Raw genomic sequence first — 22,542 nt, 5'->3', positions numbered from 1 at the left:
CCCGCTGCGTCAGGCCTCGAACGCGACCGCGCAGACCCGACCCTTGAGCACGACCGGGCGGAGTCGGTATCGGAGGGCGGAATCCGACAGGTTCGCGATCGAGCCTCGAACCCGCACGTCCGCCGGATCGACTCGCAGGCCTCGCCCATCGGCCTTGAGCACGGCCTCGATCCGCACCCAGTGACGCAGGGCGTCACCGGATCGGAGGCGCGTCACCTCTCGGATCGCCTCGACCCGCTCCTTCGAGGTCGCCGAGGACTCCGCATCGATTCCGACGCGGACGTTCGCCGCCACCGCCACAGCCAGTCCGGAGGCGTGCGCGAGGCTCACCTGCGTTCCCGGGAGTCCGACGACCGTCGGCCGTCCGTGCTGCTCACCGCAGTCCGGACACGATGCCGCGAACCGGATCTGCGACGGAGGCGTGCCGGTGAGCCGTGACACTGCGCTGCGGAGCGCCGAACGACCCGCCAGAAAGCCGCCGCGCGAGCTTTGCGGCATCCGTTCGAAGCGCTCGAGGTCGGCCTCGCTCAGCAGTGCCAGGTCATGTGCGCCGCCGTCGTCGGGAAGGGGCGGATGTCGGGCCGTCGCGATCGCCGATCGCACGCTGCGCATCGACGCCGCCGAATCGGCCCGGATCACCCGACGAGCAGCCGCACGCGTTCCTTGGCACCCTTCTCGGTGAGCACCGGGACGAAATCTCGGACCGGCCGACCTTCGAACGCGCCGTACTCATCGGCGACGATCCGGGTGATCTCGGTCTTCTCGACCGATGGGAATCTCTCGGCGAGGCGATCGACGACCTCGGCGACGGCGTTCTCTTCGGACACCTTCTTCTGATCCATGGCGAGGATGTTACGGCAGCGCGACGACGGCGTGCTGAATGCTCCGCAAACGATGGACGGATGGCGCGGGCTGCGAGCCGCGCGGCGCGGACCGCCTCAGGCGGTGGCCGCCGCCCCTGCGATGACGACGCCGAGGCAGTCGTCGAAGAGGTCGTCGGGTGTGCGACCGTCGGCGAAGTAGTCGGTGATCCCGGCGATCAGGGTGGGGTGCGCGGCGCTGAACTCGGCGAGATCCCAGCCCTCGAGCGCCTTCTCGTCTGGGCGCGGCGCCTGTTCCTCGAGCACGTACCCGATGGTGAACCGCTCGGTGGCGAGGGTGATGACGCGGGCCTGGCGCAGCGGCACCCCGTCGGCGACGAGCGAGCTCATGACGAGCTCGGAGATGGCGTTCATCGACACGGACAGTTGCGCGGCGGAGATCACGCGCGCCCCGTCGGGATGCGCCAACAGTGCGCGCCTGAGGGCCCGTGCGAGGTCGGCCAGCCACTGCTGCCAGGTCTCGCCGGGCGTGGGCGGCGACATCCGCCCCACGAGATCGGCGAGGATCGCGTCGGCGATCGCGGTGACGAGGGCGGCCTTGTTCGGCACGTGCCAATAGAGGGTCGGCGACTGCACGCCGAGGCGGGCGGCGAGCTTGCGGGTCGTCACGCCGTCGAGTCCGTCGGCGTCGAGGAGGGCGACCGCCTCGGCGACGACCTGCTGCCGGTCCAGCGTCATCGGAGACCTTTCGACGTGTATGGCGAACTCCGACTCTATCAGTGGTAGATTCTCTATCACTGGTAGAGGGCGATGGTCCTACCGCCATCGACGAACGAGAGAAGGGGCGCCATGTCGAGAGATCGCACGGTGGAGGCCGCGCTGCACGAGGCGACGCATCGCATTCCGGGGGTTCCCGAGCATCACGAGGCTCCGACGGGGCATCAGCGCGCGAGCCGTCACGGTGAGTCGTTCCAGGCTCGCACGCAGCGGCATGGCGGCGACGGTTCCCCGCGAGGCTCGGCTCCGGCGCACGGTCGGCCGCCTCGGGTGCTGGTGAGCTGGCAGAACCGCATCGCCCGACTGTTCACGCGCGCGGGCGACTGAGTCGTCGGCACCGCCTTCGACGGCACCGGCGACGGCGGCGAAGCGCGGGAGTGGTCGGAGAGCCCTCGCGGAGCCCGTATACTGGAGGAAGCGCAACGAAGACCTGACCGGGAGCATCCAGCCCGGCCAGTGAAATCGAGCAGAGGCCCGTTCACCCGGGCCGACGGCGCGGGGTGGAGCAGTTCGGTAGCTCGCTGGGCTCATAACCCAGAGGTCGCAGGTTCAAATCCTGTCCCCGCAACGAAACGGCATCAGATGCCGAATCGAAGAGGCCGGAACGACGAGAGTCGTTCCGGCCTCTTCTGCGTTGCGGCACGCCGCGCGCCGGCCGCTGCAGCTGCCGTTGCCGCGCCGGCCGAGGCCGTCGGCGCCTAGTGCGACTCGCGGGAGACCCGGTCGCCGCTGGACCCCCGCAGGAAATCGAGGTCGGCGCCCGTGTCGGCCTGCATCACATGGTCGACGTAGAGGCGCTCCCATCCGCGCCGGGGGTTCGCGAAGCCGTCGGCGGTGGCCCGATCGGGGCGGCGTCGGTCGAGTTCGTCGGGGTCGACGTCGAGGTCGAGCGTGCGGTTCGGCACGTCGAGCGTGATCCAGTCGCCCGTCTGCACGATGCCGAGCGGCCCGCCCGCTGCGGCCTCCGGGGTGACGTGGAGCACGACGGTGCCGTAGGCGGTGCCGCTCATGCGGCCGTCGCAGATGCGCACCATGTCGCGAAGGCCCTGTTCGAGCAGTTTCTTCGGCAGCGGCATGTTCGCGACCTCGGGCATGCCGGGGTAGCCCCTGGGCCCGCATCCGCGGAGCACGAGGATCGAGTCGGCGTCCACGTCGAGGTCGGGGTCGTCGATGCGGGCGTGCAGGTCCTCGATGCTGTCGAAGACCACGGCGCGGCCGCGGTGCGAGAGCAGGTGCGCCGAGGCCGCGGCGGGCTTGATGATCGCGCCGTCGGGCGCGAGGTTGCCGCGGAGCACGGCGATGCCGGCATCCGGAATCAGGGGGGTCTCTCGAACGCGGATGACCTCGTGGTCCCAGATGCGCGCGCTGCCGAGGGCGTCGACGAGCGGCCTGCCGGTCACCGTCAGCGCGGTCGGGTCGAGGAGGTCCTGCACCTCGCGCAGTACCGAGAGCAGGCCGCCTGCGCGCTGGAAGTCGTCCATGAGGAACCGGCCGGCGGGCTGCAGGTCGACCAGGAGCGGCACGCCGGACCCGATCGCGTCGAAGTCGTCGAGCGTGAGGTCGATGCCGAGCCGTCCGGCGATCGCGAGCAGGTGCACGACGGCGTTCGTCGATCCGCCGATCGCCGCGAGCGCCACGATGGCGTTCCGGAACGAGCCCTTCGTGAGGAAGGAGCTCGGCCGTCGGTCGGCCTCGACGAGGTCGACGATGAGGCGTCCGGTCTCGTGGGACTGCTCGAGCAGGCGGCTGTCGACGGCCGACGTGCCGGCCAGGCCCGGGATGATCGTGCCGAGCGCCTCGGCGACGAGCGCCATCGTCGAGGCCGTGCCCATCGTGTTGCAATGGCCCCGGCTGCTGATCATCGAGGACTCGCTCTTCAGGAACTGCTCCTCGCTCAGGGTTCCGGCACGCACCTCCTCGCTGAGTCGCCAGACGTCGGTGCCGCAGCCGAGCGGCACGCCCTGGAACGTGCCGGTCTTCATCGGCCCGCCGGGCACGACGATCGCGGGCAGGTCGACGGATGCCGCGGCCATCAGCAGGCTCGGGATGGTCTTGTCGCAGCCTCCGAGCAGGACGACGCCGTCGATCGGGTTGGCGCGCAGCATCTCCTCGGTCGCCATCGCCGCCATGTTCCGCCAGAGCATCGCGGTCGGGCGCACCTGGGTCTCGCCGAGCGAGACGACGGGCAGGTTCAGCGGAATGCCGCCGGCTTCGAAGATCCCGGCCTTGACCGACTCCATGACCTCGTTCAGGTGCGCGTTGCACGGCGTCAGGTCGGAGGCGGTGTTCGCGATCGCGATGTGCGGGCGGCCGTCGAACGCGTTCTCGGGCAGACCGCGCCGCATCCACGCGCGATGGATGTAGGCGTTGCGGTCGGTGCCGGCGTACCACTCGGAGCTGCGATGCTCGGTCACGGGGTCTTCTTCCGTAGGTCAGGACTTATGCATAACATCTGGAGCACCATGAACGCCAAGGTCGACCCCGCCGTCGGGGCGATGCGGCTGCCCCTTCTCGTCGACGGCGGATCGAAGAGGCCCCCGTCGTGACCGAGTTCCACGCCGTGCCCGCGTCGCCGGACACCCACGTGCTCGCCGAAGGTCCGGTCTGGATCGCCGAGACGTCGACCGTGCTGTGGATCGACGTCGAGCTCGGCATCGTGTTCGAGGGCCGCCTCGACGGCGACGGGATCCGGCCGACCCGGCAGGTGCGCTTCGACGGCCGGGTCGGGGCTGCCGTGCCCGCAGTCGATGGCGGTCTGCTCGTCGCCGCGCACGATCGGTTCGTCTTCGTGACGGCCGACGGCGAGCGCCTCGACGGGCCGATCATCGTCGCGCCCGGCATCGACAGCCGATCGAACGACGGCGCCTGCGATCCCGACGGTCGATTCGTGGTCGGCACGCTCGCGCTCGACGACCGAGGCGGCGGCGAACGACTCCTCCGGCTCGAGCACGACGGGGCGCTCACCACGCTCGACGCCGACCTCGATCTCTCGAACGGCATCGCCTGGTCGCCCGACGGCACGCTGATGTACAGCACCGACACGATGCCCGGCATCGTCTGGGTTCGCGACTACGACGCCGCGACCGGCGGGGTCGGACCCCGCCGACGGCACCTGCACGTCGAGGACGGCTACCCCGACGGCATCTGCGTCGACGTTCGCGGCCATCTCTGGGTGGCGATCTGGGGCGGTGGCGAGGTGCGCTCGTTCACGCCCGACGGCGTGCCGGCCGACACGGTGCGCGTTGCGGCGCCGCACGTCTCGAGCGTCGCCTTCGTGGGCGATGACCTCGATCGGCTGCTCATCACGACCGCCTCGCGCGATCTGGACGACGGGGAGCGACGACGGTACCCCGACGCCGGGCGGCTGTTCCTCGCGGAGGTGGCGACCCGGGGCGTTCCCACCACCTCGTGGGCGACATCCGCCCTCACTGTCTTCAGCGCCACCGAAACCGGGCGCGCCTGATGCGCGCCTTCGTGCTCAGCGGGCCGCGCGAGTTCGAGATTCAGGATGTCGCGCCGCCCGTCGCGGCGGCCGGACACGTCGTGATCGACGTCGCGCGCGTCGGGGTGTGCGGCACGGACGTCGAGTTCTACACCGGCGAGATGCAGTACCTCCACGAGGGGCATGCGGAGTACCCGCTGCGGCTCGGCCACGAGTGGATGGGCACAGTGGTCGCGGCCGGCGACGGCGTCGATCCGGGGTGGATCGGTCGTCGCGTCACCGGCGACACCATGCTCGGGTGCGGTCGATGCCGGCGCTGCCTCGCCGGGCATCAGCACGTGTGCGAGTTCCGCGACGAGGTCGGCATCCGCAACGGCTTCCCGGGTGCCCTCGCCGAGCAGCTGGCGATGCCCGTCTCCGCGCTGCACGCGCTGCCCGACACGGTCGACGACAGGCTCGGCGCGCTCGTGGAGCCGGGCGGCAACGCACTGCGTTCCGTGCGGGGTGCGGAGGTCTCGGAGGGCGACCGCGTGCTCGTGCTCGGCCCCGGCACGATCGGCCTGCTCGCCGCGATGTTCGCGCAGTCGCAGGGTGCCGAAGTGCACCTCATGGGGCGGTCGCGACGCTCGCTCGACTACGCCGGATCGCTCGGGTTCGACGGCGTCTGGACCGATGGCGACCTGCCGGAGCTGCCGTGGGACGCCGTCATCGACGCCTCGAACGCGCCGGCGCTGCCGGCCAGGGCGCTCGACCTCGTCGAGCCCTCGGGTCGAGTCGTCTACATCGGTCTCGCCGGAAGCCCCAGCCTCGTCGACACCCGGATGCTGGCCCTCAAGGACGTCACCGCCGTCGGCGTGCTGAGCGCGTCGCCCGGGCTCGCCGGCACGATCGACCGCTACGCCTCGGGCGCCGTCGACCCGAGGCCGCTCGTCGCGGCGACCATCGGCCTCGACGAGGTCGGCGACGTGCTCGCCGGCGGTCGACCGGAGGGTGCGGGCCTCGGCCCGAAGATCCACGTCGACCCGCGGCGTTGACGCATCTGCCGCTGCACCCGCGCGAAGGCGCGCTCGAACCGGTGCCCGCCGTGCGCGCGCTTCCGGCACTGCCGCCCGCCGCGGTGGTATGAAGATCCCCATGGGGGACGACGCAACGACTTCGGTAGGTTCGGCGGGTTCTGCGACCGCACGGCGAGGTGCGCTCGGCGCGCTGATCGCGACATCGGTCTCGGCATTGGTGGTGAACGCGAACACCTCGGCGGTGTCGATCCTGATCCCCGCGATCTCGGCCGACACGGGCACGCCGACCGACACGTTGCAATGGGCGGTGACGGGCTATTCGCTCGTGGGCGCCGCCGTGATCGTCACGTCAGGGTCCCTCGGCGACGTGTTCGGCCGCCGCAAGATCTTCCTCGGCGGTCTGCTCCTCTTCATCGCCTCGTGCGTGCTCATCGCACTCTCGCAGGAGGGCATCGGCGTGATCGCCGGCCGCTGCATCCAGGGTGCGGCGGGCGCGACGATCCTCGCGTGCGGCATGAGCCTGCTGTCGGCCTCGAGCACCGGCAAGGAGCAGATGCGCGCGGTCACCCTGTGGGGCGCGGCATCCGCGGTCGGGGCTGCAGCCGGGCCGCTGGTCGGCGGCCTGCTCGCATCGACGCTCGGCTGGCAGGGGCTGTTCTGGATCGACGCGGCGATCGCCGCGCTCTGCATCCCGGTGACGCTCATCGCCGTGCTGGAGTCCAGCGACCCGACGAGGCCGCGGTCGATCGACATCGCGGGCACCGTGCTCATCGCCGCGATCCTCGCCCCGCTCATCTTCGCGCTCACGAACGGCAGCGCCTGGGGCTGGGGCTCGATCCAGACCCTCGGATGCTTCGCCATCACGATCGGCGCGACCATCGGGTTCGTGCTCGTGGAGCGCAGCGTGAAGGCGCCGCTGCTCGACCTCGCACTGCTGAAGAACAAGGTGCTCGTGGGTGCGACGCTGTCGATCCTGCTCGGCTCCGGAACCGTCAACGGCATCATGTTCATCGTCAGCCTGTACTTCCAGAACCCGGCGACGCTCGACATGGACGCCTTCCAGGCCGGCCTCGCGACCCTCCCGGTCGCCGCAGCGGCCGTCGTGCTCGCGCCGCTCATCACCCCGATCGTGGGCCGCATCGGCGTACGCACCACGATCGCCGTCGGCTTCGTCATCATGTCGGTGTCGTTCGCGGCGCTCGCGTTCGTGACGGAGTCCTGGACGTACGCGCTGTTCGTGCTGCCGCTCATCGGCGTCGCCGCGGGCATGAGCCTGCAGAACGGGCCGTGCTCGTCGATCTCGACCGCGTGCGTCGAGCCGCGCGAGGTCGGCGCCGCCTCGGGCATCTCGAACATGGCGCGGTACGTCGGTGCCGCCGTGATGACGGCGATCGTGGCATCCGTCTACGGCTCGGTCTCGGCGAATCGGATCGCCGACGGCGCCTCCGAAGGCGTGGCGCTCGCCGACGCCTTCTCGTGGTCGTCGATCGCGATGGGCATCTGGTGCGTGCTCGGCATCGCCCTCGCGCTGCTCGTCGCACGCGGCGTCACCCGCAAGCCGACCGAGTTCGAGTACGCCGCGGCCGCCGCGTCGACCTCGCACACGCTCACGCCGCCCGCAGACGTGGTCGAGGCCACGAGTTCGGCCGCCGGACGCGGCGCCTGACACGCGGATGTCGCGCCGACCGGGAGGGGTCGGCGCGACATCCGTGCTCGAACAGGGGCTACGCGCGTGCCGCGTCGGCCGCGTCGACCGACTGCAGCGTGATGCCCTTCGTCTCGCGCAGGGTGAGCACCGTGACGGCCGTGACGGCGCACGCGATCGCGACGTAGACGGCGACGGGGATCCAGGAGCCGTAGTTCTGCAGCAGGGCGACGGCGATGATCGGAGCGAGCGAGCCCGCGACGATCGAGGTGACCTGGTAGCCGAGCGAGACGCCCGAGTAGCGCATGCGCGTGGGGAACATCTCGCTCATCACGGCCGGCTGGCTCGCGTACATCAGCGCGTGGAAGCAGAGGCCGACCGTGATGGCCGTGACGATGAGCACGGGGCTCGCCGAGTCGAACATCGGGAAGGCGAAGAGCGCCCACGTCGCACCGAGCACGGCACCGGCGAAGTAGACGGGCTTGCGTCCGACCCGGTCGGAGAGGCGCCCGACCTGGGGGATCACGAGGAAGTGCACGATGTGGGCGATCATGAGCGCGAACAGCAGCTCGCTCGTCTGGTAGCCCACGACGGTGGAGAGGTACACGATCGAGAAGCTCACGATGATGTAGTACAGGATGTTCTCGGCGAAGCGCAGGCCCATCGCCTGCAGGAGCTGCTTCGGGTAGCGGCGGATGACGGCGCCGACGCCGATGCTCTCGGCCTTGGCCTTCTCCTGCTCGGCCTTCGCCTCGAGGAAGATCGGGGCGTCGGTGACGTGCGTGCGGATGTAGTAGCCGATGAGCACGATGACCGCCGAGAGCCAGAACGCGACGCGCCAGCCCCAGCTGAGGAACTGCTCGCTCGGCAGCAGCCACGACATCGTGAACAGCACGAGGGTCGCGAGGAGGTTGCCGACGGGCACGGCCGACTGCGGCCAGCTCGCCCAGAAGCCGCGGCTGCGGCTCGGGCTGTGCTCGGCGACGAGCAGCACGGCGCCGCCCCACTCGCCGCCGACGGCGAAGCCCTGGATGAAGCGCAGGGCCACGAGGAGCGCGGGCGCCCAGTAGCCGATGCTGGCGAAGCCGGGCAGGCAGCCCATGAGGAACGTCGCGACGCCCACCAGGATGATCGTCGCCTGGAGCGTGTGCTTGCGCCCGAACCTGTCGCCGATCTGGCCGAACACGATGCCGCCGAGCGGGCGCGCGACGAAGCCGACCGCGTAGGTCAGGAAGGCCGCGATGATGCCGTCGAGCTGGGTGCCGGCGGCGGGGAAGAAGAACGTGCCGAACACGAGCGAGGCCGCGGTCGCGTAGAGGAAGAACTCGTACCACTCGACGACCGTGCCGACCATCGACGCGGCGACGATCTTCTTGAGGCCGGAGATCGGGGTGCCCGCCTCCGCGCTTCGATCCGGTGCCCCGGTCTCCTGCTGCTGAACGCTCATCGGCGTCGGTCTCCTTCGGTGTCGTCATTGACCCGATCGCGCGCGGTGCGCGATGCGTGCCGCGCCGTCGGGCGGGGCTCAACGAGTGTCGCCCCGGACTCGCCGTGCATCAACGACCAACATCGCGACGTCGATGTGCAGAATTGCAGATGTGCCGAATCCGGATGACCTGCTCGTGCTGCTCGCCGTCGCGCGCACGGGCCGCTTCACGACCGCGGCCGAGAGCCTCGGCCTGAACCACACCACCGTGTCCCGTCGCATCGCGAGCCTCGAGCAGTCGCTCGGGGGTCATGTGCTCGCCCGCTCGGTCGGCGGATGGGAGCTCACCGAGCTCGGCCGCCGTGCGACGCACGCCGCCGAACAGGTCGAGAACGCGCTCGGACGGCTCTCGTCGACGGTGGACGAGCCCGAGCAGCAGCTCTCCGGCATGGTGCGGATGTCGGCGACCGACGGGTTCAGCGCCTACATCGCCTCACCCGCGGTCGCTTCGCTTCGCCGTCGACACCCGGGCATCACCGTCGAGATCGAGACGGTGACCCGCCGGGCCAGGCAGCACCGGTCCGGACTCGACATCGAGGTCGTCGTCGGCGAGCCGCAGGTGCACCGCGCCAGCGCGTTCCGCCTCGGGGAGTACGTGCTCGGCATGTACGCCTCGCGGGCCTACCTCGCCGAGCACGGAGAGCCTCGCTCCGTCGAGCAGTTGACGCGGCATCCGCTGGTCTACTTCGTCGACTCGATGCTGCTCGTCGACGACCTCGACGCCCCGCGCCGGCTGGTGCCGACGATGCGCGACTCCGTCTCGTCGACGAACGTCTTCGTGCACGTCGAGGCGACCAGGGCCGGCGCCGGCATCGGGTTCCTGCCCTGCTTCATGGCCGACCGCCACGACGACCTCGTGCGACTGCTGCCGGAGCGCTTCGCCGAGCGCCTGCCGTACTGGATGGTGCTGCGGCCCGACTCGCTGCGGCTCGCGGCCGTCGCCGCCGTCGCGGACGCCCTGCGCGAGCGGACCGCGGCCTTCGAGGCCGAGCTGCTCGGGCAGGGCTGACCGCCGACCGCCTGCCGGCCGCCTGCGGACGACCGGCAGGCCGTCGGCCTACTCGTAGCGGAGCGACTCCACCGGGTCGGCCTTCGCCGCGCGCGCCGCGGGCAGCGTGCCCGCGAGGAACGCGATGAGCATGACCGCGACGATGATCGTGGCGACCGAGACGGGATCGAACGCGATCAGGGTGAGCCCGTTGAGGTCGGCGAGGAGTCCGTTCGCGAGCACGCCGCTGAGGGCGGTGCCCGCGAGCATCGCGATGCCGACGCCGATCGCGCTGCCGAGCAGGCCCAGGAACGCCGCCTCGAGGCTGAACAGCGTGAACACGCGCCCACTGCCCATGCCCATGGCCTTCATGAGCCCGATCTCGCGGGTGCGCTCCTGCACCGACATGAGCAGCGTGTTCACGATGCCGAAGCTCGCCGCGAGCAGCGCGATGATCGCGAACGCGTTGAGCACGAGCACGATGCCGTCGATCACGGTCGTGATGGCGCCGAGCTGGTCGGCGACGGTCGTGCCCGTGAACCCGGCCGCGGTGAGATCGGCCTTCAGCGCGTCGATGTCGGCGTCGGTCGCGGCCGGATCGAACCAGACGGTGGCCGACGTGTACCGGTCGGCCTCGTCGGCGGGGATGCCCGTGCTCTGCGCGTCGAACAGCGCGTTCGAGAGGGCGTCGTTCGGCAGCAGGCTCGCACCCATCGGCGAGGTCAGGCTCTCTTCGGTGACGCCGACCACCGTGGCGTCGAGCAGGTGCTGCGTGCGCGTGGCATCCGTGATCGCGATCTGCACGGTCTGGCCGATCGCCTCGTCGGCGCTGGAGAAGCCCAGCGGGTCGACGTAGCTGTCGGGGATCGCGACCTGCAGGTCGGTGGAGTCGGCGTCGGGCTGGTCGCCTGCGGCCAGCAGCGTGGTCTGCCCGGGCACGAGGCTGCCGACGTTCGCGGTGAAGCGCGTGCCGCCGTCGAACTGCACGTAGTCGGGGGAGATGGCGCGGGCTGCGTGCACATCGAGCACGCCGTCGATCCCGCTGATCGTGTCGACGTCGTCGGGCGTCAGCGCGATCACGGTATTGCCGGGGATCCCACTCGACACCGCGTCGGGGTTGTACTCTGTCGGGCCCGTGCTGCCGCCTGGCGTCGCGCCCGCGGCATCCTGCTGCACCTTCGTGACGGTCATGGCGTCGGAGGAGCCGACCGCGCTCACGGTGTCGTCGATGTAGGCGTTGATGCCCGTGCCGAGCCCGCTCGTGAGCGTCAGCGTGAACGCGCCCACGAAGATCGCGAGCACGGTGAGGATCGTGCGGGTCTTGGAACGGAAGGTGTTGGCGACGGCGGTGCCGACCAGGTCTGCGGTGTTCACGCGGCGAGCTCCTCGGCCGAGTCGTCGACGATGCGTCCGTCGCGGATGTGGATGCGGCGGTCGCAGCGCGCCGCCAGGTCTTCGTCGTGCGTCACGACGATGAGGGTGATGCCGTGCTCGCGGTTCAGGGTGAAGAGGATGTCCTCGACGACCGCGCCGGTGTTCGTGTCGAGGTTGCCCGTGGGCTCGTCGGCGAAGATGATGCGCGGGTTGTTCACGAGCGCACGGGCGATGACGGCGCGCTGCTTCTGCCCTCCCGAGAGGTTCACCGCCTTGTTCCTCGCCTTGTCGGCCAGCTCGAGCTGCTCCAGCGCGGCGATGCCCCGACGCTTGCGCTCTGCACGGCCGATGCCGGCGATCTTCATGGGGAGCACGACGTTCTCGAGCACCGAGTTCGACCCCGTGAGGAAGAACTGCTGGAACACGAAGCCGAACGTCTTGTTGCGGGTGCGGTTCAGCTTCGCCCCGCGCAGCGTGCGCGTGTCGACGCCCTCGAGCTCGAGGTCGCCCGTGTCGGGTGCGTCGAGCAGGGCGAGCACGTGCATCAGGGTCGACTTGCCCGAACCGGACTTGCCGATGATCGCGACCGATTCGCCCTCGCGGATGTCGAAGCTCACCCCCTTGAGCGCCTCGAACCGGTTCTGGCCCTTGCCGTAGGACTTGCGCAGGTCGCGCGCCGAGATGATCGGGCGAGCGGGTTCGGTGGTGATCGTGCGGGTCGCCGATCGAAGGACGGGGGAGACGGATGAGTCGGATGGAGTCACCCTTCCAGACTCGCCGCGACGGCGGTGTCGCGAATCGTCCTGCGGTGGCATCCGCGTACCGCGGTCGCGGTATCTTGCGGATGCCGCGGGCAGGCGTCGCGTGGTCGGCGCCGCGGGGTCGGCGCCGCGCGCCGGGTCAGCCGCCCGGCGCGAGCAGTCCGGTCTCGTACGCGACGATCACGAGCTGCGCCCGATCGTGGGCGTGCAGCTTCGTCATGATGCGATTGACGTGCGTCTTCGCGGTGTGCGGCGAGATGAACAGGTCGTCGGCGATCTCCTGGTTCGACCGCCCCCGGGCGACGAGCAGCAGCACCTCGGTCTCGCGCTCGGTGAGGTGGTCGAGCACCGCCCGGTCGAGCGCCGCCGGTGACGGGGCGAGGTGCCGCGCGATCAGCGCCTGCATCGCGCTCGCCGAGAGCAGCGCGTCGCCCGCGTGCACCGCGCGAACCGCGCGCACGATGTCGTCGGGTTCGGACCCCTTGCCGATGAAGCCGCTCGCCCCGGCGCGGAGGGCCGCGACGACGTACTCGTCCTCCTCGAAGGTCGTGAGGATCAGCACCCGGGTCTCCGCGAGTGCGGGGTCCGCGGCGATCGCGGCGGTCGCGGCGATGCCGTCGAGCTCGGGCATGCGGATGTCCATGAGCACGACGTCGGGGCGCACGGATGCCGCCAGGGCCACCGCCTCGCGCCCGTCGACGGCCTGCCCGGCGACCGTGACGCCCTCGGCGTGGGTGAGGATGTCGACGACGGCCTGTCGGATGAGCGCCTGGTCGTCGACGACGAGCACGCTGGTCATGACGACGCCTCCGCGTTCAGCGGCAGCACCGCGGTGAGCCGCCACCCGCCGGGCGCCGGCCCGGTCTCGACGGTGCCGCCGACGGTGGCGACCCGCTCGCGGAGCCCGGTGAGTCCGAGCCGCGAACCCGGGGTCGGGGCGTCGCCGGGGGAGGCCGCGTCGCCGGGCGCGGGGGCGGCCTGGTCGGTCGGGCGCACGCCCACCGGGTTCGTCACGACGATGGTCAGGGCTGCGTCGACGGCCGTGAGCAGCACGTGCGCACGGTGCTCGGCACCGTGCTTGTGGGCGTTGGTCAGGGCCTCCTGCACGACGCGGTAGGCCACGAGCCCGGTCGCGCCGACGACCCGGGACAGGTCGCCCTCGACGCGCACGGTGACGTCGAGCCCGGCCTCGCCGATCTGCCGGGTCAGCGCGTCGAGCCGGTCGAGGCCGGGCTGCGGCGCGGTCGGCGCCTCGTCGTCGTCGGCCCGCAGCACCTGCAGCAGCGCGCCGATCTCGCCGAGCACCGTGCGCGACGCGCTCCGGATGGTGGCGAGCGACTCCTTCGCCGTCTCGGGCCGGGTCTCGATGGCCGACGACGCGACGCCCGCGTTGAGGCTGATCACCGAGATCTGGTGCGCGACCGCGTCGTGCAGGTCGCGCGCGATGCGCAGCCGTTCCTCGCTGACGCGCCGTCGCGCCTCGGCCTCGCGGGTCTGCTCGGCGCGTTCGGCGCGCTCGGTGATCGCGACGATGTACTGCCGCCTCGAGCGCGTCGCGTCGCCCGCGGCGGCGGCGAACGCGATCGCGAGGGCGTACTGGAACACGCGGGGCTGGAACGGGCTGCCGATCGTCACGGGCAGGCACAGCAGCACCACGGATGCCACGGCGCACACGGTCACGATCGCAGCCGTGCCGCGGCCGCGCGCCCGATTCGTGACGCCGAACATCGCGATCGCCATCGCGAGGCCGAGCCCCGGAGCGAGCGCGCCGCTCGCCGCGGCCGCGCCGAACAGCGCGATGTCGGCGGCGAGCACGGGGATCGGCCATCGACGTCGCAGCGGCAGGGCGAGCGCGGCGACCATCGAGAACGCGAGCGCGAACCAGTTCGGCGGCGCGTAGTGCTCGTCGGGCACCGGCGCGAACGCGAAGGCGACGATCAGGATGCCGCCGACGACGTCGCCGACCCACGCGGGCACGCGCGGGCGCGGATCCGACGGATCACGGGGCGCGTCGGCGGACGAGGTCATGCAGACAGTCTGCCGCGTCGGGTGCTCGGGCGAATCACCCCGACGCGGTATCCGTGCGTCGCCCTCGCGCCGACCGCGTGCGCGGCCGGTGAGGTGCGCGCGGTCAGACGGTGGCTGCGGCCGCGAGGATCGCGGCGATCGTCGCGTCGGGGTTCGACACCATCGACACGTGCGATCCGGGCACCTCGGTGACCGTCGACCCGGCACGCTCGGCGGTGCGCCGCTGCACGTCGGGCGGGATGACGAGGTCGTCGACCCCGATGACCACCCAGCTCGGGATCGACTTCCAGGCCGGCGGCCCCGACGGGGTCACGTTGGCGACGAGCGAGGCCGGGCGCTGGCTCGCGGCGATGGTCCACCGGGTCGCCTCATCGAGGTCCTGAGCGAACGACGCGTGCACGACCTCGGGCTTGAGGAACACCTCGGCCGCGCCCTCGGGCGCGCCGGGATACCCGGCGATGTCGAAGATCGTGGTCGGATCGGGCACGCCGAGCGCCGAGCCCGAACCGTCGAGCAGCTGCACCACCGTCTCGCCCTCGTCGGGGATGAACGCGTTGACGTAGACGAGCGCGCGCACATCGCCGGCCGTGCCCGCGTTCGAGATGACCGCACCGCCGTACGAGTGCCCGACCAGCACGACCGGGCCGCTCGTGCGCTGCGCGAGGAACGAGGCCACGTAGGCGCTGTCGTCGGTGAGTCCGCGCAGCAGGTTCGGCGGGACGAGCACCGTGTACCCCTGCGCCTGCAAGGCGCGCGTGACCGCGTCCCAGCTCGATCCGTCGGCCCACGCACCGTGCACCAGCACGATCGTCGGCTTCGTCGCGGCATCCGTCATGACATCCCCCAATGCTCGATTCGGGGGAACCCTACGCCCGCGGGCGGGTGGCGCGCCAGAGCGAGACGGCCTGATGACGGTGAATTTCGTGTGTCATCGACCGGAACGGAAGTGTGGGCGCGCTCAGCCGACGCGATCGGGCTGCCGCTTCGCCCGCGCCCAGCGCGCCGGCAGCGAGGGGCCGTCCCAGACCTGGACCACGCCCCAGGCGACCGCCGTGATGGGCACGGCGAGGATCGCGCCGAGCACGCCGCCGAGCGCAGCGCCCACGGTCAGGGCGACGAGGATCACGAAGGCGTGCAGCTTCATCGACCGGCCCATGAGCACGGGCTGGAGGAAATTGCCCTCGAGCTGGTTGACGAGCACGACCACGCCGACGACGGCGAGGGCGTTGACCCAGTCGTTCGCGACGAGGGCGACGAGCGCCGCGAGGATGCCGGCGACCGTGGCGCCGACGATGGGGATGAACGCCAGCACGAACACGAGCACCGAGAGCGGGAGGGCGAGGGGCACCTGCAGGATCAGGAGGCCGATGAGGATGCCGATGGCATCGACCGCCGCGACAGCGGCGGTGCCGCGCACGTACGAACCCAGCACGGAGACCGTCTTGTCGCCGACCCGACGCGCACGCGCGTAGTGCTCGCCGCGGAAGGGACGCAGGAGGAACTCCCACATCTGCGGGCCGTCCTTGAGGAAGAAGAACAAGATCGTCACGAGCAGCACGAAGCCCGTGATGAAGCTCGCCACGGCGCCGACGCCGGCGATCGCACCCGATCCGAACTGCGCACTCGTGAAGAACGCGGTGAGCTGGTCGATCCAGTCGTCGAGCTGGTCGGCCGTCGGGAAGAACGGCAGGTCCTGCGCCCATGCCGCGAAGTGCGCGAAGCCGTCTTGGGCCTGCGCGTACAGTTCGTCCCACTGGTCGCGCACGGCCCACACGATGAGCCAGCCGAGCCCGCCGAGCAGGATCACGGTCGTGAGCAGCGTGATGAGCGTCGCGAGCACCGACGGCACGCCCCGGCCCCGCATCCACCGCATGGCCGGCGCGAACGCGCTCGCGAAGATGAGCGCCAGCACGAGCGGGATCGTGACGAGCGTCAACGACTGGATCACGAAGATGATGCCGGCGGCGATGGCCACGACGACGATCGCCTGGATGGAGCGGATCGCCAGCCGTCCGAATCCGTCGGCCCAGAGGCTCCAGGGTGCGCGGTCGGCCTTCAGCGCGACCGACGGATTCTGCAGGCGGACGATGCGAGGCTCGCGGGGACCGAAGAGAGGCATACGACGACGTTACCGGCCGTGGCCGACCCGGCCCGCCCCCTTGACCGGGCGGGCGCGGCGCGGCAGGTGCGTCACGACCAGAGGTGGTCGACGACCCAACCGCCGTCGACCTGCACGATGTCGATCGTGACGAGTTCGTCGGACTCCGAGCAGGCGCGGATGCGCCACCCGAGCTGCTGCACGGGCGGGTGCGTGACCGCCGCCGGCAGCGCATCGGGCTCGCGCGTGAGGGGGATCGGCGTGTCGACGGGCCGCCACCGCTCGCCGCGGAAGACGAGCCTGACGGGCACGCCGCCCTGCTCCCAGATTGATACGGCCTCGAGCATGATCGTCATGTCGCCACTCCCTCGATTCGAACGTGTGTTCGAATGTAGCGGGTTCGCGAGCGACACGCCCGGCGACGGCGTGGCGGGTTTCGGACGTCCGGCGTCGAGCGGTCGGCGCGCGCCGGTCGTCGATCCGCGTCAGTCGCTCGTCAGCACCACGAGCTGCTGCGTCGCCCTCGTCATCGCGACGTAGCGGTCGACCGCGCCCTCGATGCCGTCGCCGAAGCGGTCGGGGTCGACGAGCACGACGAGATCGAACTCGAGGCCCTTCGCCAGTTCGGGCGTGAGCCGGCGCACCCGGCCCGCGGTCGACGCAGGGCCGCCCGCGGCATCCGCTCGCCCTGGAGGATCTCCGCCGTCGGCTCCGACCTCGGAGGCCGCCTCGATGACGCACGCGATCCCGTCGTCGTGCTCGTCGAGCCAGCGCTCGAGCACCGCGTCGAGCTCGGCGATCCGGCCGTACGCGACCGGAACCCCGCTGCGGCGCACCGAGGTCGGCACGTTGGCGTCGGGCAGCGCGGCCCTGATGACCGGCTCGGCCGCCGCCATGACCTCCTCGGGCGTCCGGTAGTTGACGCCGAGCGAGGCGACGCCCACCCGGTCGAGCCCGATGCGCGCGAGCCGCTCCGTCCACGACTCGGTGAACCCGTGCCTCGCCTGCGCGCGGTCGCCGACGATCGTGAAGCTGCGCGACGGGCAGCGCAGCAGCAGCATCTGCCACTCGGCATCCGTCAGTTCCTGCGCCTCGTCGACGACGATGTGCGCGAACGGACCCGCGAGCGCATCGGGGTCGGCCGGCGGCGCCGTCGTGTGCTCGAGCAGCGTGTGCCGCACGTCCTCGCCGCGCAGCATGGTCATGAGTCCCTCGCCGTCGTCGAGTTCCATCGCGTTGACGAGATGGTCGATCACGGTGCCCATCTCGTCGCGCGCGCTCGCGGCCTCGGCCTCGCGACGACGGCGACGGGCGGATGCCTCGGGGTCGCCGATGCGCTGCCGCGCAGCGTCGAGCAGGGGCAGGTCCGAGAGGGTCCATGCCGTGGCGTCGGTGCGCTGCAGGGCCTCGACCTCGGCGGGCTCGAGCCAGGGCGCGCACGCGCCGAGGTAGGCCGGAACCGTCCACAGGTCGCCGACCACCCCGGCCGCGTCGAGCAGCGGCCATGCGCGGTTGAACGCCGTGCGCAGGTCGGCGTCCTGCTGCAGCGCCCGGCGCACCATCGCGTCGGTGACGCTCTCGTCGACCTCGTCGTGGCTGTCGGCGAGGATCTCGATGAGCGCCTCCCAGACCTGTCCGCGACCCTCGTTGTGCGGGGTGCCGGCTTCGGGGGCGTCGAACGCCTCGGCCCAGTCGGCCGCGTCGAGCCAGACGTCCGCCCAGGGCGTCTCGATCATCAGGCCGCGCGACGGAGGCGCCTCGTAGTGCCGCACGGCGGCCTCAACGGCCTGCACGATCCGCGCCGAGGACTTCAGGCGCGCGACCTCGGCGTCGCGCTCGACGCCCGCCGCAGCGCCCTCGGGCACGAGATCGCGGAGCGTGCAGGTCGCGACGCCCTCCTCGCCGAGGCTGGGCAGCACGTCGGCGACGTAGTCGAGGTAGGGCTGGTGCGGGCCGACGAAGAGCACGCCCCCGCGACGGTGTCCCAGCCGAGGGTCGGAGTAGAGCAGGTAGGCCGTGCGGTGCAGCGCGACCACCGTCTTGCCCGTTCCCGGTCCGCCGTCGACGACGAGCGCGCCGCGCGAGCCGGCCCGGATGATCGCGTCCTGGTCGGCCTGGATGGTGCCGAGCACATCGCGCATGCGGGGCGACCTGCTGCCGCCGAGGCTCGCGATGAACGCGGACTGGTCGTCGAGCGCCGCGTGCCCCTCGAGGCCGTCGGGCGTGAACACCTCGTCCCAGTAGTCGGTGACGCGGCCGTTCGTCCACCGGTAGCGTCGTCGGCTCGCGAGCCCCATCGGGTCGCCGTGCGTTGCGCCGAAGAACGGCTCTGCGACGGGGGAGCGCCAGTCGACGAGCAGCCGGCGGCCGGTCTCGTCGGTCAGGCCGGCGCGCCCGATATAGGTCGGGGCGCTTCCGTCGTCTCCGCTTGCGTCGCCGCCTGCGTCGTCGCCGACCATGCGCCCCAGGCAGAGGTCGAGGCCGAACCGTCGCATGGTGCGCAGGCGACCGGTCAGCCGGTGCACCTCGAGATCGCGGTCGAGTGCCTGCTGGCCGTGTCCGCCGGGTTGCCGACGCACGTCGTCGAGGCGGGCGGATGTCTCGGCGACCGTCTGCCGGACGCTCGCGGCGATCGCGTCGAAGTGCGCGTCGTCGTCGCCGATGAGCTCGGGCGCCGCCTTCGCGGCGAGTCGTTCGGGCAGGTCGAATGCGGTGCTGGTCAGGATTTCTCCTCATATGATTCGTGGGCGGTCGACCATTGTGCACCACGAGGGGGCCCTTGCGGCAAGGCCCCCCTCCGGCGTTAAACTGAGAGTGGAGAGCACAGGTGTGCTCTCCACTTCCGTTCCCGGCAGGGTGCCGGTTCGATCGGGCCGCGTTCGTTCAGGCGGCCTTCGATCCGGCGGCTTCGACCGCCCCGTTCGTCAGGGCCGAGAGCCCCGCGTTCACGCCGATGATGCGCGCGTCGATGTCGGTGATGCCGAATCCGGCGAGGCGCGTCGTGTGCTTGGCGACGTACGCCTCGGCGCTCGCCGCATCGTCGAAGACGTAGACGCCGCCGGCCACGCCGCGCTCGGGGTCCTCGGTCCAGATCTTCGACCTGAAGCCGGGCTCGACGGCGATCTCGGCGGCGAGGTCGGTGAAGGCGCCCACGGCGTCGTCGCCCCACGGGCCGTCGGACAGCGGGAACTCGAAATACGCGATGACTGGCATGCGCCAACGCTACGAGCGGATGCCGCAGGCCGCACCGGTCTCGTCATACGGCGCCACGTTTCTGCGCAGGTGGTCGCCGGTGCGTGCGCTCGTACAGTCCCCGTTCTGGGTCTGTCTGCCCACTGGACACCCTGCGTGGATAGACATGCATCCGGTTCGAGGGCAGGAGACGCGATGGGGTTGTCGGGCGATGGACCGCGCGACTGGTCGCCGGACCCGTACTGGGATCAGGTGCCGAGTACCACGGGTGCCGGCAGTCGGTCGGTGAGCATCTCCCGGACCATGGTCGCGTCGCCGACATCGAACGGGTGGCTCTGGCGGGGGATCGTCTCGGTCGCAGTCGGCATGCTCATCTGCCTGATCGCGCTCACCTGGACCTCGGATGCCGGCGGCTGGGTCATGACGACCCTCGGTGTGACTTCGGCTGCCCTGGCGATCGACTCGGGCATCCGGCGCAAGCGCGAGTTTCGAACGATCGGCGTGCTCGCCGTACTCGGCACGGCGCTCGGCATGCTGGGCACGGCGATCTGCCTCTGGACGGTGGCCGCGTCGTTCGGCTCCGGCATGCCGGCTGCGCCGCATCTCGACTTCGGGCCCTTCGGCGTGCAGGAGGGCGCACCGAATGCTCCGGTCGAGGTCGGTGCATCCCAGGAACGTCTCCTTCCGTACACCGAGACGACGCCCGTCGACGGCGGATGCGCAGCAGGCACGACGTGCTGGGCCTGGGACATCCTGCCGGGCGAGGCCTGTGCGATCGCCGTCGCCCATGTCGGATTCGCCGACGCCGTCGACGGAGCCGCCGTGATGCGCGAGACCCGAACGCTCGCCGACCTCGTTCCGGGCGAGACACGTCGTCTCGTCATCGAGGACGACGGCCATCATCCCGCGTTGGCGGGCATCGAACGGATCGTCTGCAGCCCGTAGCGGCTCCGACCCGACTTCCGCCTCGGGGACAGCCCGGAGGCACCGCGCCGAGCGGCCCCGATACGCTGCGGCCATGCGGCGATCGAGTCCCTCGCGGGGTGGGGCGGGCACGGACGGCGGCGGCTCGTGACGGGGGTCCGCGTCGACCGCACGAGCGCCGTGCAGCTTCCCGATCTGAGCGGCACGCGGGCGCTCGTGACGGGTGCGAGCGACGGCATCGGCCTCGAGATCGCGCGGGCGCTCGCCGAAGCCGGCGCCGAGGTGCTCATGCCCGTGCGGAACCTCGAGAAGGGCGGGCGGGCCGAGGCGCGCATCCGCGAGCACGATCCTGACGCGCGCCTGGCCCTCGCCGACCTCGACCTCGCGCGGCTCGACTCCGTGCACGCGCTCGTCGCGAGCCTGCTCGCGGAGGGCCGCCCCATCGATCTCGTCGTGCTGAACGCGGGCGTCGTGCTGCTCGGCGACCGCGAGCGGCACATGAGCGTCGACGGCTACGAGGTGCACTTCCAGACGAACTTCCTCGGGCACGCGGTGCTCGTGCTCGGCATCCTCCCGTTGCTGCTGGCCTCGCCCGAACCCCGGGTCGCGGTGCAGGGGAGCCTGGCCGCGGCATCCGCTCGGCTCGACCTCGACGACGAGTTCGTCACGGGGCGCTACACGCCGCTGCGGGCGTACGGCTCGTCGAAGCTCGCGCTCGGGCTCTTCGGGCTCGAGCTCGCCCGCCGTCATGCGGCCGACGGGCTGCGTGTCGGCCTCTGCCACCCGGGCATCGCGCCCGACACGGCCATCGCCCCCGACCTCCGTGCGAAGGCGCCCGCCTACCAGCGGCGTCTGAGTCGCCGACTGGGCAACACGCCCGCGCAGGCGGCCCAGCCGGCCCTGGCCGCACTGACGACGGATGTCGCGACCGGGCGTCTCATCGCTCCGTCGGGCCTCTTCCAGCTGTCGGGCCGACCCGTGCCGACGAAGCTCTTCCGGCGGCTCGACGATCCGGCGGCCGCCGCCCGGGTCTGGACGCTCGCGCAACGGATCGCCGATGCGGGCGTAGCCTGACGCTCTGGGTTCGGATGCGGCATCCGAACGGCACAGGACGGAGCGCCTCGGCATGGAATTCGGACTGCACATCGCGGACTTCACGTGGACGAGCGGCGCACGCGACCTCGGGCCGGCGCTCGCGCGGCACGTGCGCAACGCCGAGGCGTCGGGCATCGAGCGCATCACGGTCATGGACCACTTCTGGCAGCTTCCGGGCATCGGGCCGGTCGAGCACGAGATGCTCGAGGCCTACGCGACCTTGGGCTTCATCGTGGCGAACACCGAGAAGGCGTTGCTGCACACCCTCGTCACGGGCGTGATCTACCGCGAGCCCGCGCTGCTCGTGAAGCAGGTGACCACGCTCGACGTGCTCTCGGGCGGTCGGGTCGGCCTCGGCGTCGGCGCCGCCTGGAACGAGCAGGAGGCCGACGGACTCGGCTTCGAGTTCCCGCCGGTCGCCGAGCGGTTCCGCCGGCTCGAGGAGACGCTCCGGATCGCGCTTGCGATGTGGTCCGACTCCGACGACCCGTTCGAGGGCGAGGTCTACCGGCTCGGCCGCACGCTGAACTCGCCGCAGTCGATCACGCGCCCGCATCCGTACCTCATGATCGGCGGCAGCGGCGAGCGCAAGACGCTGAAGCTGGTCGCGCAGTACGCCGACGCCTGCAACCTCGGCTTCACCCCCGAATCGGGCCGCAAGCTCGACGTGCTGCGGGCGCACTGCGACGCGGTCGGCCGCGACTACGACGACATCGAGAAGACCGCGATGATCCGCGTGCACCCCGAGTCGACCGTCGAGGGCGTCGCCGAGACCGTGCGCGAGCTCGCCGGCCTCGGGTTCACCGCGACGTACGTCTACTCGACCGGCATCGCCGAACCCGAGCGCGTCGTCGACCTCATCTCGGCCGCGCGGGGCGCGACCGCCTAGCATTGG

General features: G+C 71.3%; 22 protein-coding genes and 1 tRNA gene. 9 read left to right on the top strand and 14 right to left on the bottom strand.

Annotated features, from left to right (window positions below; genetic code table 11):
* Positions 1-9: 9 nt before the first annotated feature.
* From GQR16_RS00910 to GQR16_RS00900, 3 genes are all read right to left on the bottom strand, one after another.
* Positions 10-612 (bottom strand): 4'-phosphopantetheinyl transferase family protein, encoded by a 603-nt coding sequence (locus GQR16_RS00910; RefSeq protein ID WP_157413272.1) that lies wholly within the window; start codon positions 610-612, stop codon positions 10-12.
* Positions 613-635: 23 nt separating this feature from the next.
* Positions 636-842 (bottom strand): three-helix bundle dimerization domain-containing protein, encoded by a 207-nt coding sequence (locus GQR16_RS00905; protein ID WP_157413271.1) that lies wholly within the window; start codon positions 840-842, stop codon positions 636-638.
* Between the two features lie 96 nt (positions 843-938).
* Positions 939-1,559, bottom strand: a complete 621-nt coding sequence (locus tag GQR16_RS00900; protein ID WP_157413270.1) for a TetR/AcrR family transcriptional regulator C-terminal domain-containing protein — start codon at positions 1,557-1,559, stop codon at positions 939-941.
* Between the two features lie 111 nt (positions 1,560-1,670).
* Between GQR16_RS00900 and GQR16_RS00895 the strand changes: the two genes are divergently transcribed.
* Positions 1,671-1,925, top strand: coding sequence for a hypothetical protein (locus GQR16_RS00895; RefSeq protein WP_157413269.1), 255 nt, complete (start codon positions 1,671-1,673; stop codon positions 1,923-1,925).
* A gap of 167 nt (positions 1,926-2,092) precedes the next feature.
* Positions 2,093-2,166, top strand: a tRNA-Met gene (locus tag GQR16_RS00890).
* A 130-nt stretch (positions 2,167-2,296) separates the two neighbouring features.
* On the opposite strand, the gene GQR16_RS00885 is transcribed toward GQR16_RS00890, so the two are convergent.
* Complete coding sequence (locus GQR16_RS00885; RefSeq protein ID WP_157413268.1) at positions 2,297-4,012, bottom strand: IlvD/Edd family dehydratase; 1,716 nt, start codon at positions 4,010-4,012, stop codon at positions 2,297-2,299.
* A gap of 128 nt (positions 4,013-4,140) precedes the next feature.
* Here GQR16_RS00885 and GQR16_RS00880 point away from each other — a divergent pair, with 128 nt between their 5' ends.
* The 3 genes from GQR16_RS00880 (at position 4,141) to GQR16_RS00870 (ending at position 7,722) form a co-directional block, all read left to right on the top strand.
* The gene (locus GQR16_RS00880; RefSeq protein ID WP_157413267.1) at positions 4,141-5,061 is read left to right on the top strand and encodes an SMP-30/gluconolactonase/LRE family protein; all 921 of its coding nucleotides are present in this window, start codon (positions 4,141-4,143) and stop codon (positions 5,059-5,061) included.
* A complete protein-coding gene (locus tag GQR16_RS00875; RefSeq protein WP_157413266.1) occupies positions 5,061-6,074 on the top strand; it encodes a zinc-dependent alcohol dehydrogenase in 1,014 nt (337 codons plus the stop codon). Before GQR16_RS00880 ends, GQR16_RS00875 begins: the two co-directional genes overlap by 1 nt.
* Before the next feature lie 100 nt (positions 6,075-6,174).
* Positions 6,175-7,722, top strand: coding sequence for an MFS transporter (locus GQR16_RS00870; protein WP_157413265.1), 1,548 nt, complete (start codon positions 6,175-6,177; stop codon positions 7,720-7,722).
* Between the two features lie 58 nt (positions 7,723-7,780).
* Here the strand turns inward: GQR16_RS00870 and GQR16_RS00865 are convergent, their stop codons facing one another.
* On the bottom strand, positions 7,781-9,148 hold the full coding sequence (locus GQR16_RS00865) for an MFS transporter (protein ID WP_157413264.1): 1,368 nt from the start codon (positions 9,146-9,148) through the stop codon (positions 7,781-7,783).
* A 133-nt stretch (positions 9,149-9,281) separates the two neighbouring features.
* On the opposite strand from GQR16_RS00865, the gene GQR16_RS00860 reads away from it, so the two are divergent.
* Positions 9,282-10,196 (top strand): LysR family transcriptional regulator, encoded by a 915-nt coding sequence (locus GQR16_RS00860; protein ID WP_157413263.1) that lies wholly within the window; start codon positions 9,282-9,284, stop codon positions 10,194-10,196.
* 48 nt (positions 10,197-10,244) lie between these two features.
* Here GQR16_RS00860 and GQR16_RS00855 read toward each other — a convergent pair whose 3' ends face one another.
* The 9 genes from GQR16_RS00855 to GQR16_RS00815 all read right to left on the bottom strand — a co-directional run bounded on the left by GQR16_RS00855 (position 10,245) and on the right by GQR16_RS00815 (position 19,649).
* Entirely contained in the window at positions 10,245-11,549 is a 1,305-nt protein-coding gene (locus GQR16_RS00855) for an ABC transporter permease (RefSeq protein ID WP_157413262.1), read from the bottom strand.
* Positions 11,546-12,235 (bottom strand): ABC transporter ATP-binding protein, encoded by a 690-nt coding sequence (locus GQR16_RS00850; protein ID WP_425482606.1) that lies wholly within the window; start codon positions 12,233-12,235, stop codon positions 11,546-11,548. The genes GQR16_RS00855 and GQR16_RS00850 overlap by 4 nt, the downstream gene beginning before the upstream one ends.
* Positions 12,236-12,449: 214 nt before the next feature.
* Positions 12,450-13,109 (bottom strand): response regulator transcription factor, encoded by a 660-nt coding sequence (locus GQR16_RS00845; protein WP_157413260.1) that lies wholly within the window; start codon positions 13,107-13,109, stop codon positions 12,450-12,452.
* Positions 13,106-14,338 (bottom strand): sensor histidine kinase, encoded by a 1,233-nt coding sequence (locus GQR16_RS00840; protein WP_157413259.1) that lies wholly within the window; start codon positions 14,336-14,338, stop codon positions 13,106-13,108. Before GQR16_RS00840 ends, GQR16_RS00845 begins: the two co-directional genes overlap by 4 nt.
* A 103-nt stretch (positions 14,339-14,441) precedes the next feature.
* On the bottom strand, positions 14,442-15,173 hold the full coding sequence (locus GQR16_RS00835; protein ID WP_157413258.1) for an alpha/beta fold hydrolase: 732 nt from the start codon (positions 15,171-15,173) through the stop codon (positions 14,442-14,444).
* A gap of 123 nt (positions 15,174-15,296) precedes the next feature.
* The gene (locus GQR16_RS00830; RefSeq protein WP_157413257.1) at positions 15,297-16,457 is read right to left on the bottom strand and encodes an AI-2E family transporter; all 1,161 of its coding nucleotides are present in this window, start codon (positions 16,455-16,457) and stop codon (positions 15,297-15,299) included.
* Between the two features lie 71 nt (positions 16,458-16,528).
* Complete coding sequence (locus tag GQR16_RS00825) at positions 16,529-16,792, bottom strand: hypothetical protein (RefSeq protein WP_157413256.1); 264 nt, start codon at positions 16,790-16,792, stop codon at positions 16,529-16,531.
* Positions 16,793-16,921: 129 nt separating this feature from the next.
* Positions 16,922-19,162, bottom strand: coding sequence for an RNA polymerase recycling motor ATPase HelR (helR, locus tag GQR16_RS00820; protein ID WP_157413255.1), 2,241 nt, complete (start codon positions 19,160-19,162; stop codon positions 16,922-16,924).
* A gap of 157 nt (positions 19,163-19,319) precedes the next feature.
* Positions 19,320-19,649: a monooxygenase gene (locus GQR16_RS00815; RefSeq protein WP_157413254.1), complete on the bottom strand. Its 330-nt coding sequence runs from the start codon at positions 19,647-19,649 to the stop codon at positions 19,320-19,322.
* A 345-nt stretch (positions 19,650-19,994) separates the two neighbouring features.
* On the opposite strand from GQR16_RS00815, the gene GQR16_RS00810 reads away from it, so the two are divergent.
* The 3 genes from GQR16_RS00810 to GQR16_RS00800 all read left to right on the top strand — a co-directional run bounded on the left by GQR16_RS00810 (position 19,995) and on the right by GQR16_RS00800 (position 22,536).
* Complete coding sequence (locus GQR16_RS00810; RefSeq protein WP_157413253.1) at positions 19,995-20,573, top strand: hypothetical protein; 579 nt, start codon at positions 19,995-19,997, stop codon at positions 20,571-20,573.
* Between the two features lie 126 nt (positions 20,574-20,699).
* The gene (locus GQR16_RS00805) at positions 20,700-21,626 is read left to right on the top strand and encodes an SDR family NAD(P)-dependent oxidoreductase (protein ID WP_157413252.1); all 927 of its coding nucleotides are present in this window, start codon (positions 20,700-20,702) and stop codon (positions 21,624-21,626) included.
* A gap of 52 nt (positions 21,627-21,678) precedes the next feature.
* The gene (locus tag GQR16_RS00800; protein ID WP_157413251.1) at positions 21,679-22,536 is read left to right on the top strand and encodes an LLM class F420-dependent oxidoreductase; all 858 of its coding nucleotides are present in this window, start codon (positions 21,679-21,681) and stop codon (positions 22,534-22,536) included.
* The last annotated feature ends 6 nt before the right edge of the window (positions 22,537-22,542 follow it).

The organism is Agromyces allii (genome assembly GCF_009749385.1).
Classification (GTDB): domain Bacteria; phylum Actinomycetota; class Actinomycetes; order Actinomycetales; family Microbacteriaceae; genus Agromyces; species Agromyces allii.
Note: the sequence above shows the minus strand (reverse complement) of the source record. Positions and strands in the feature narration are given on the sequence as shown.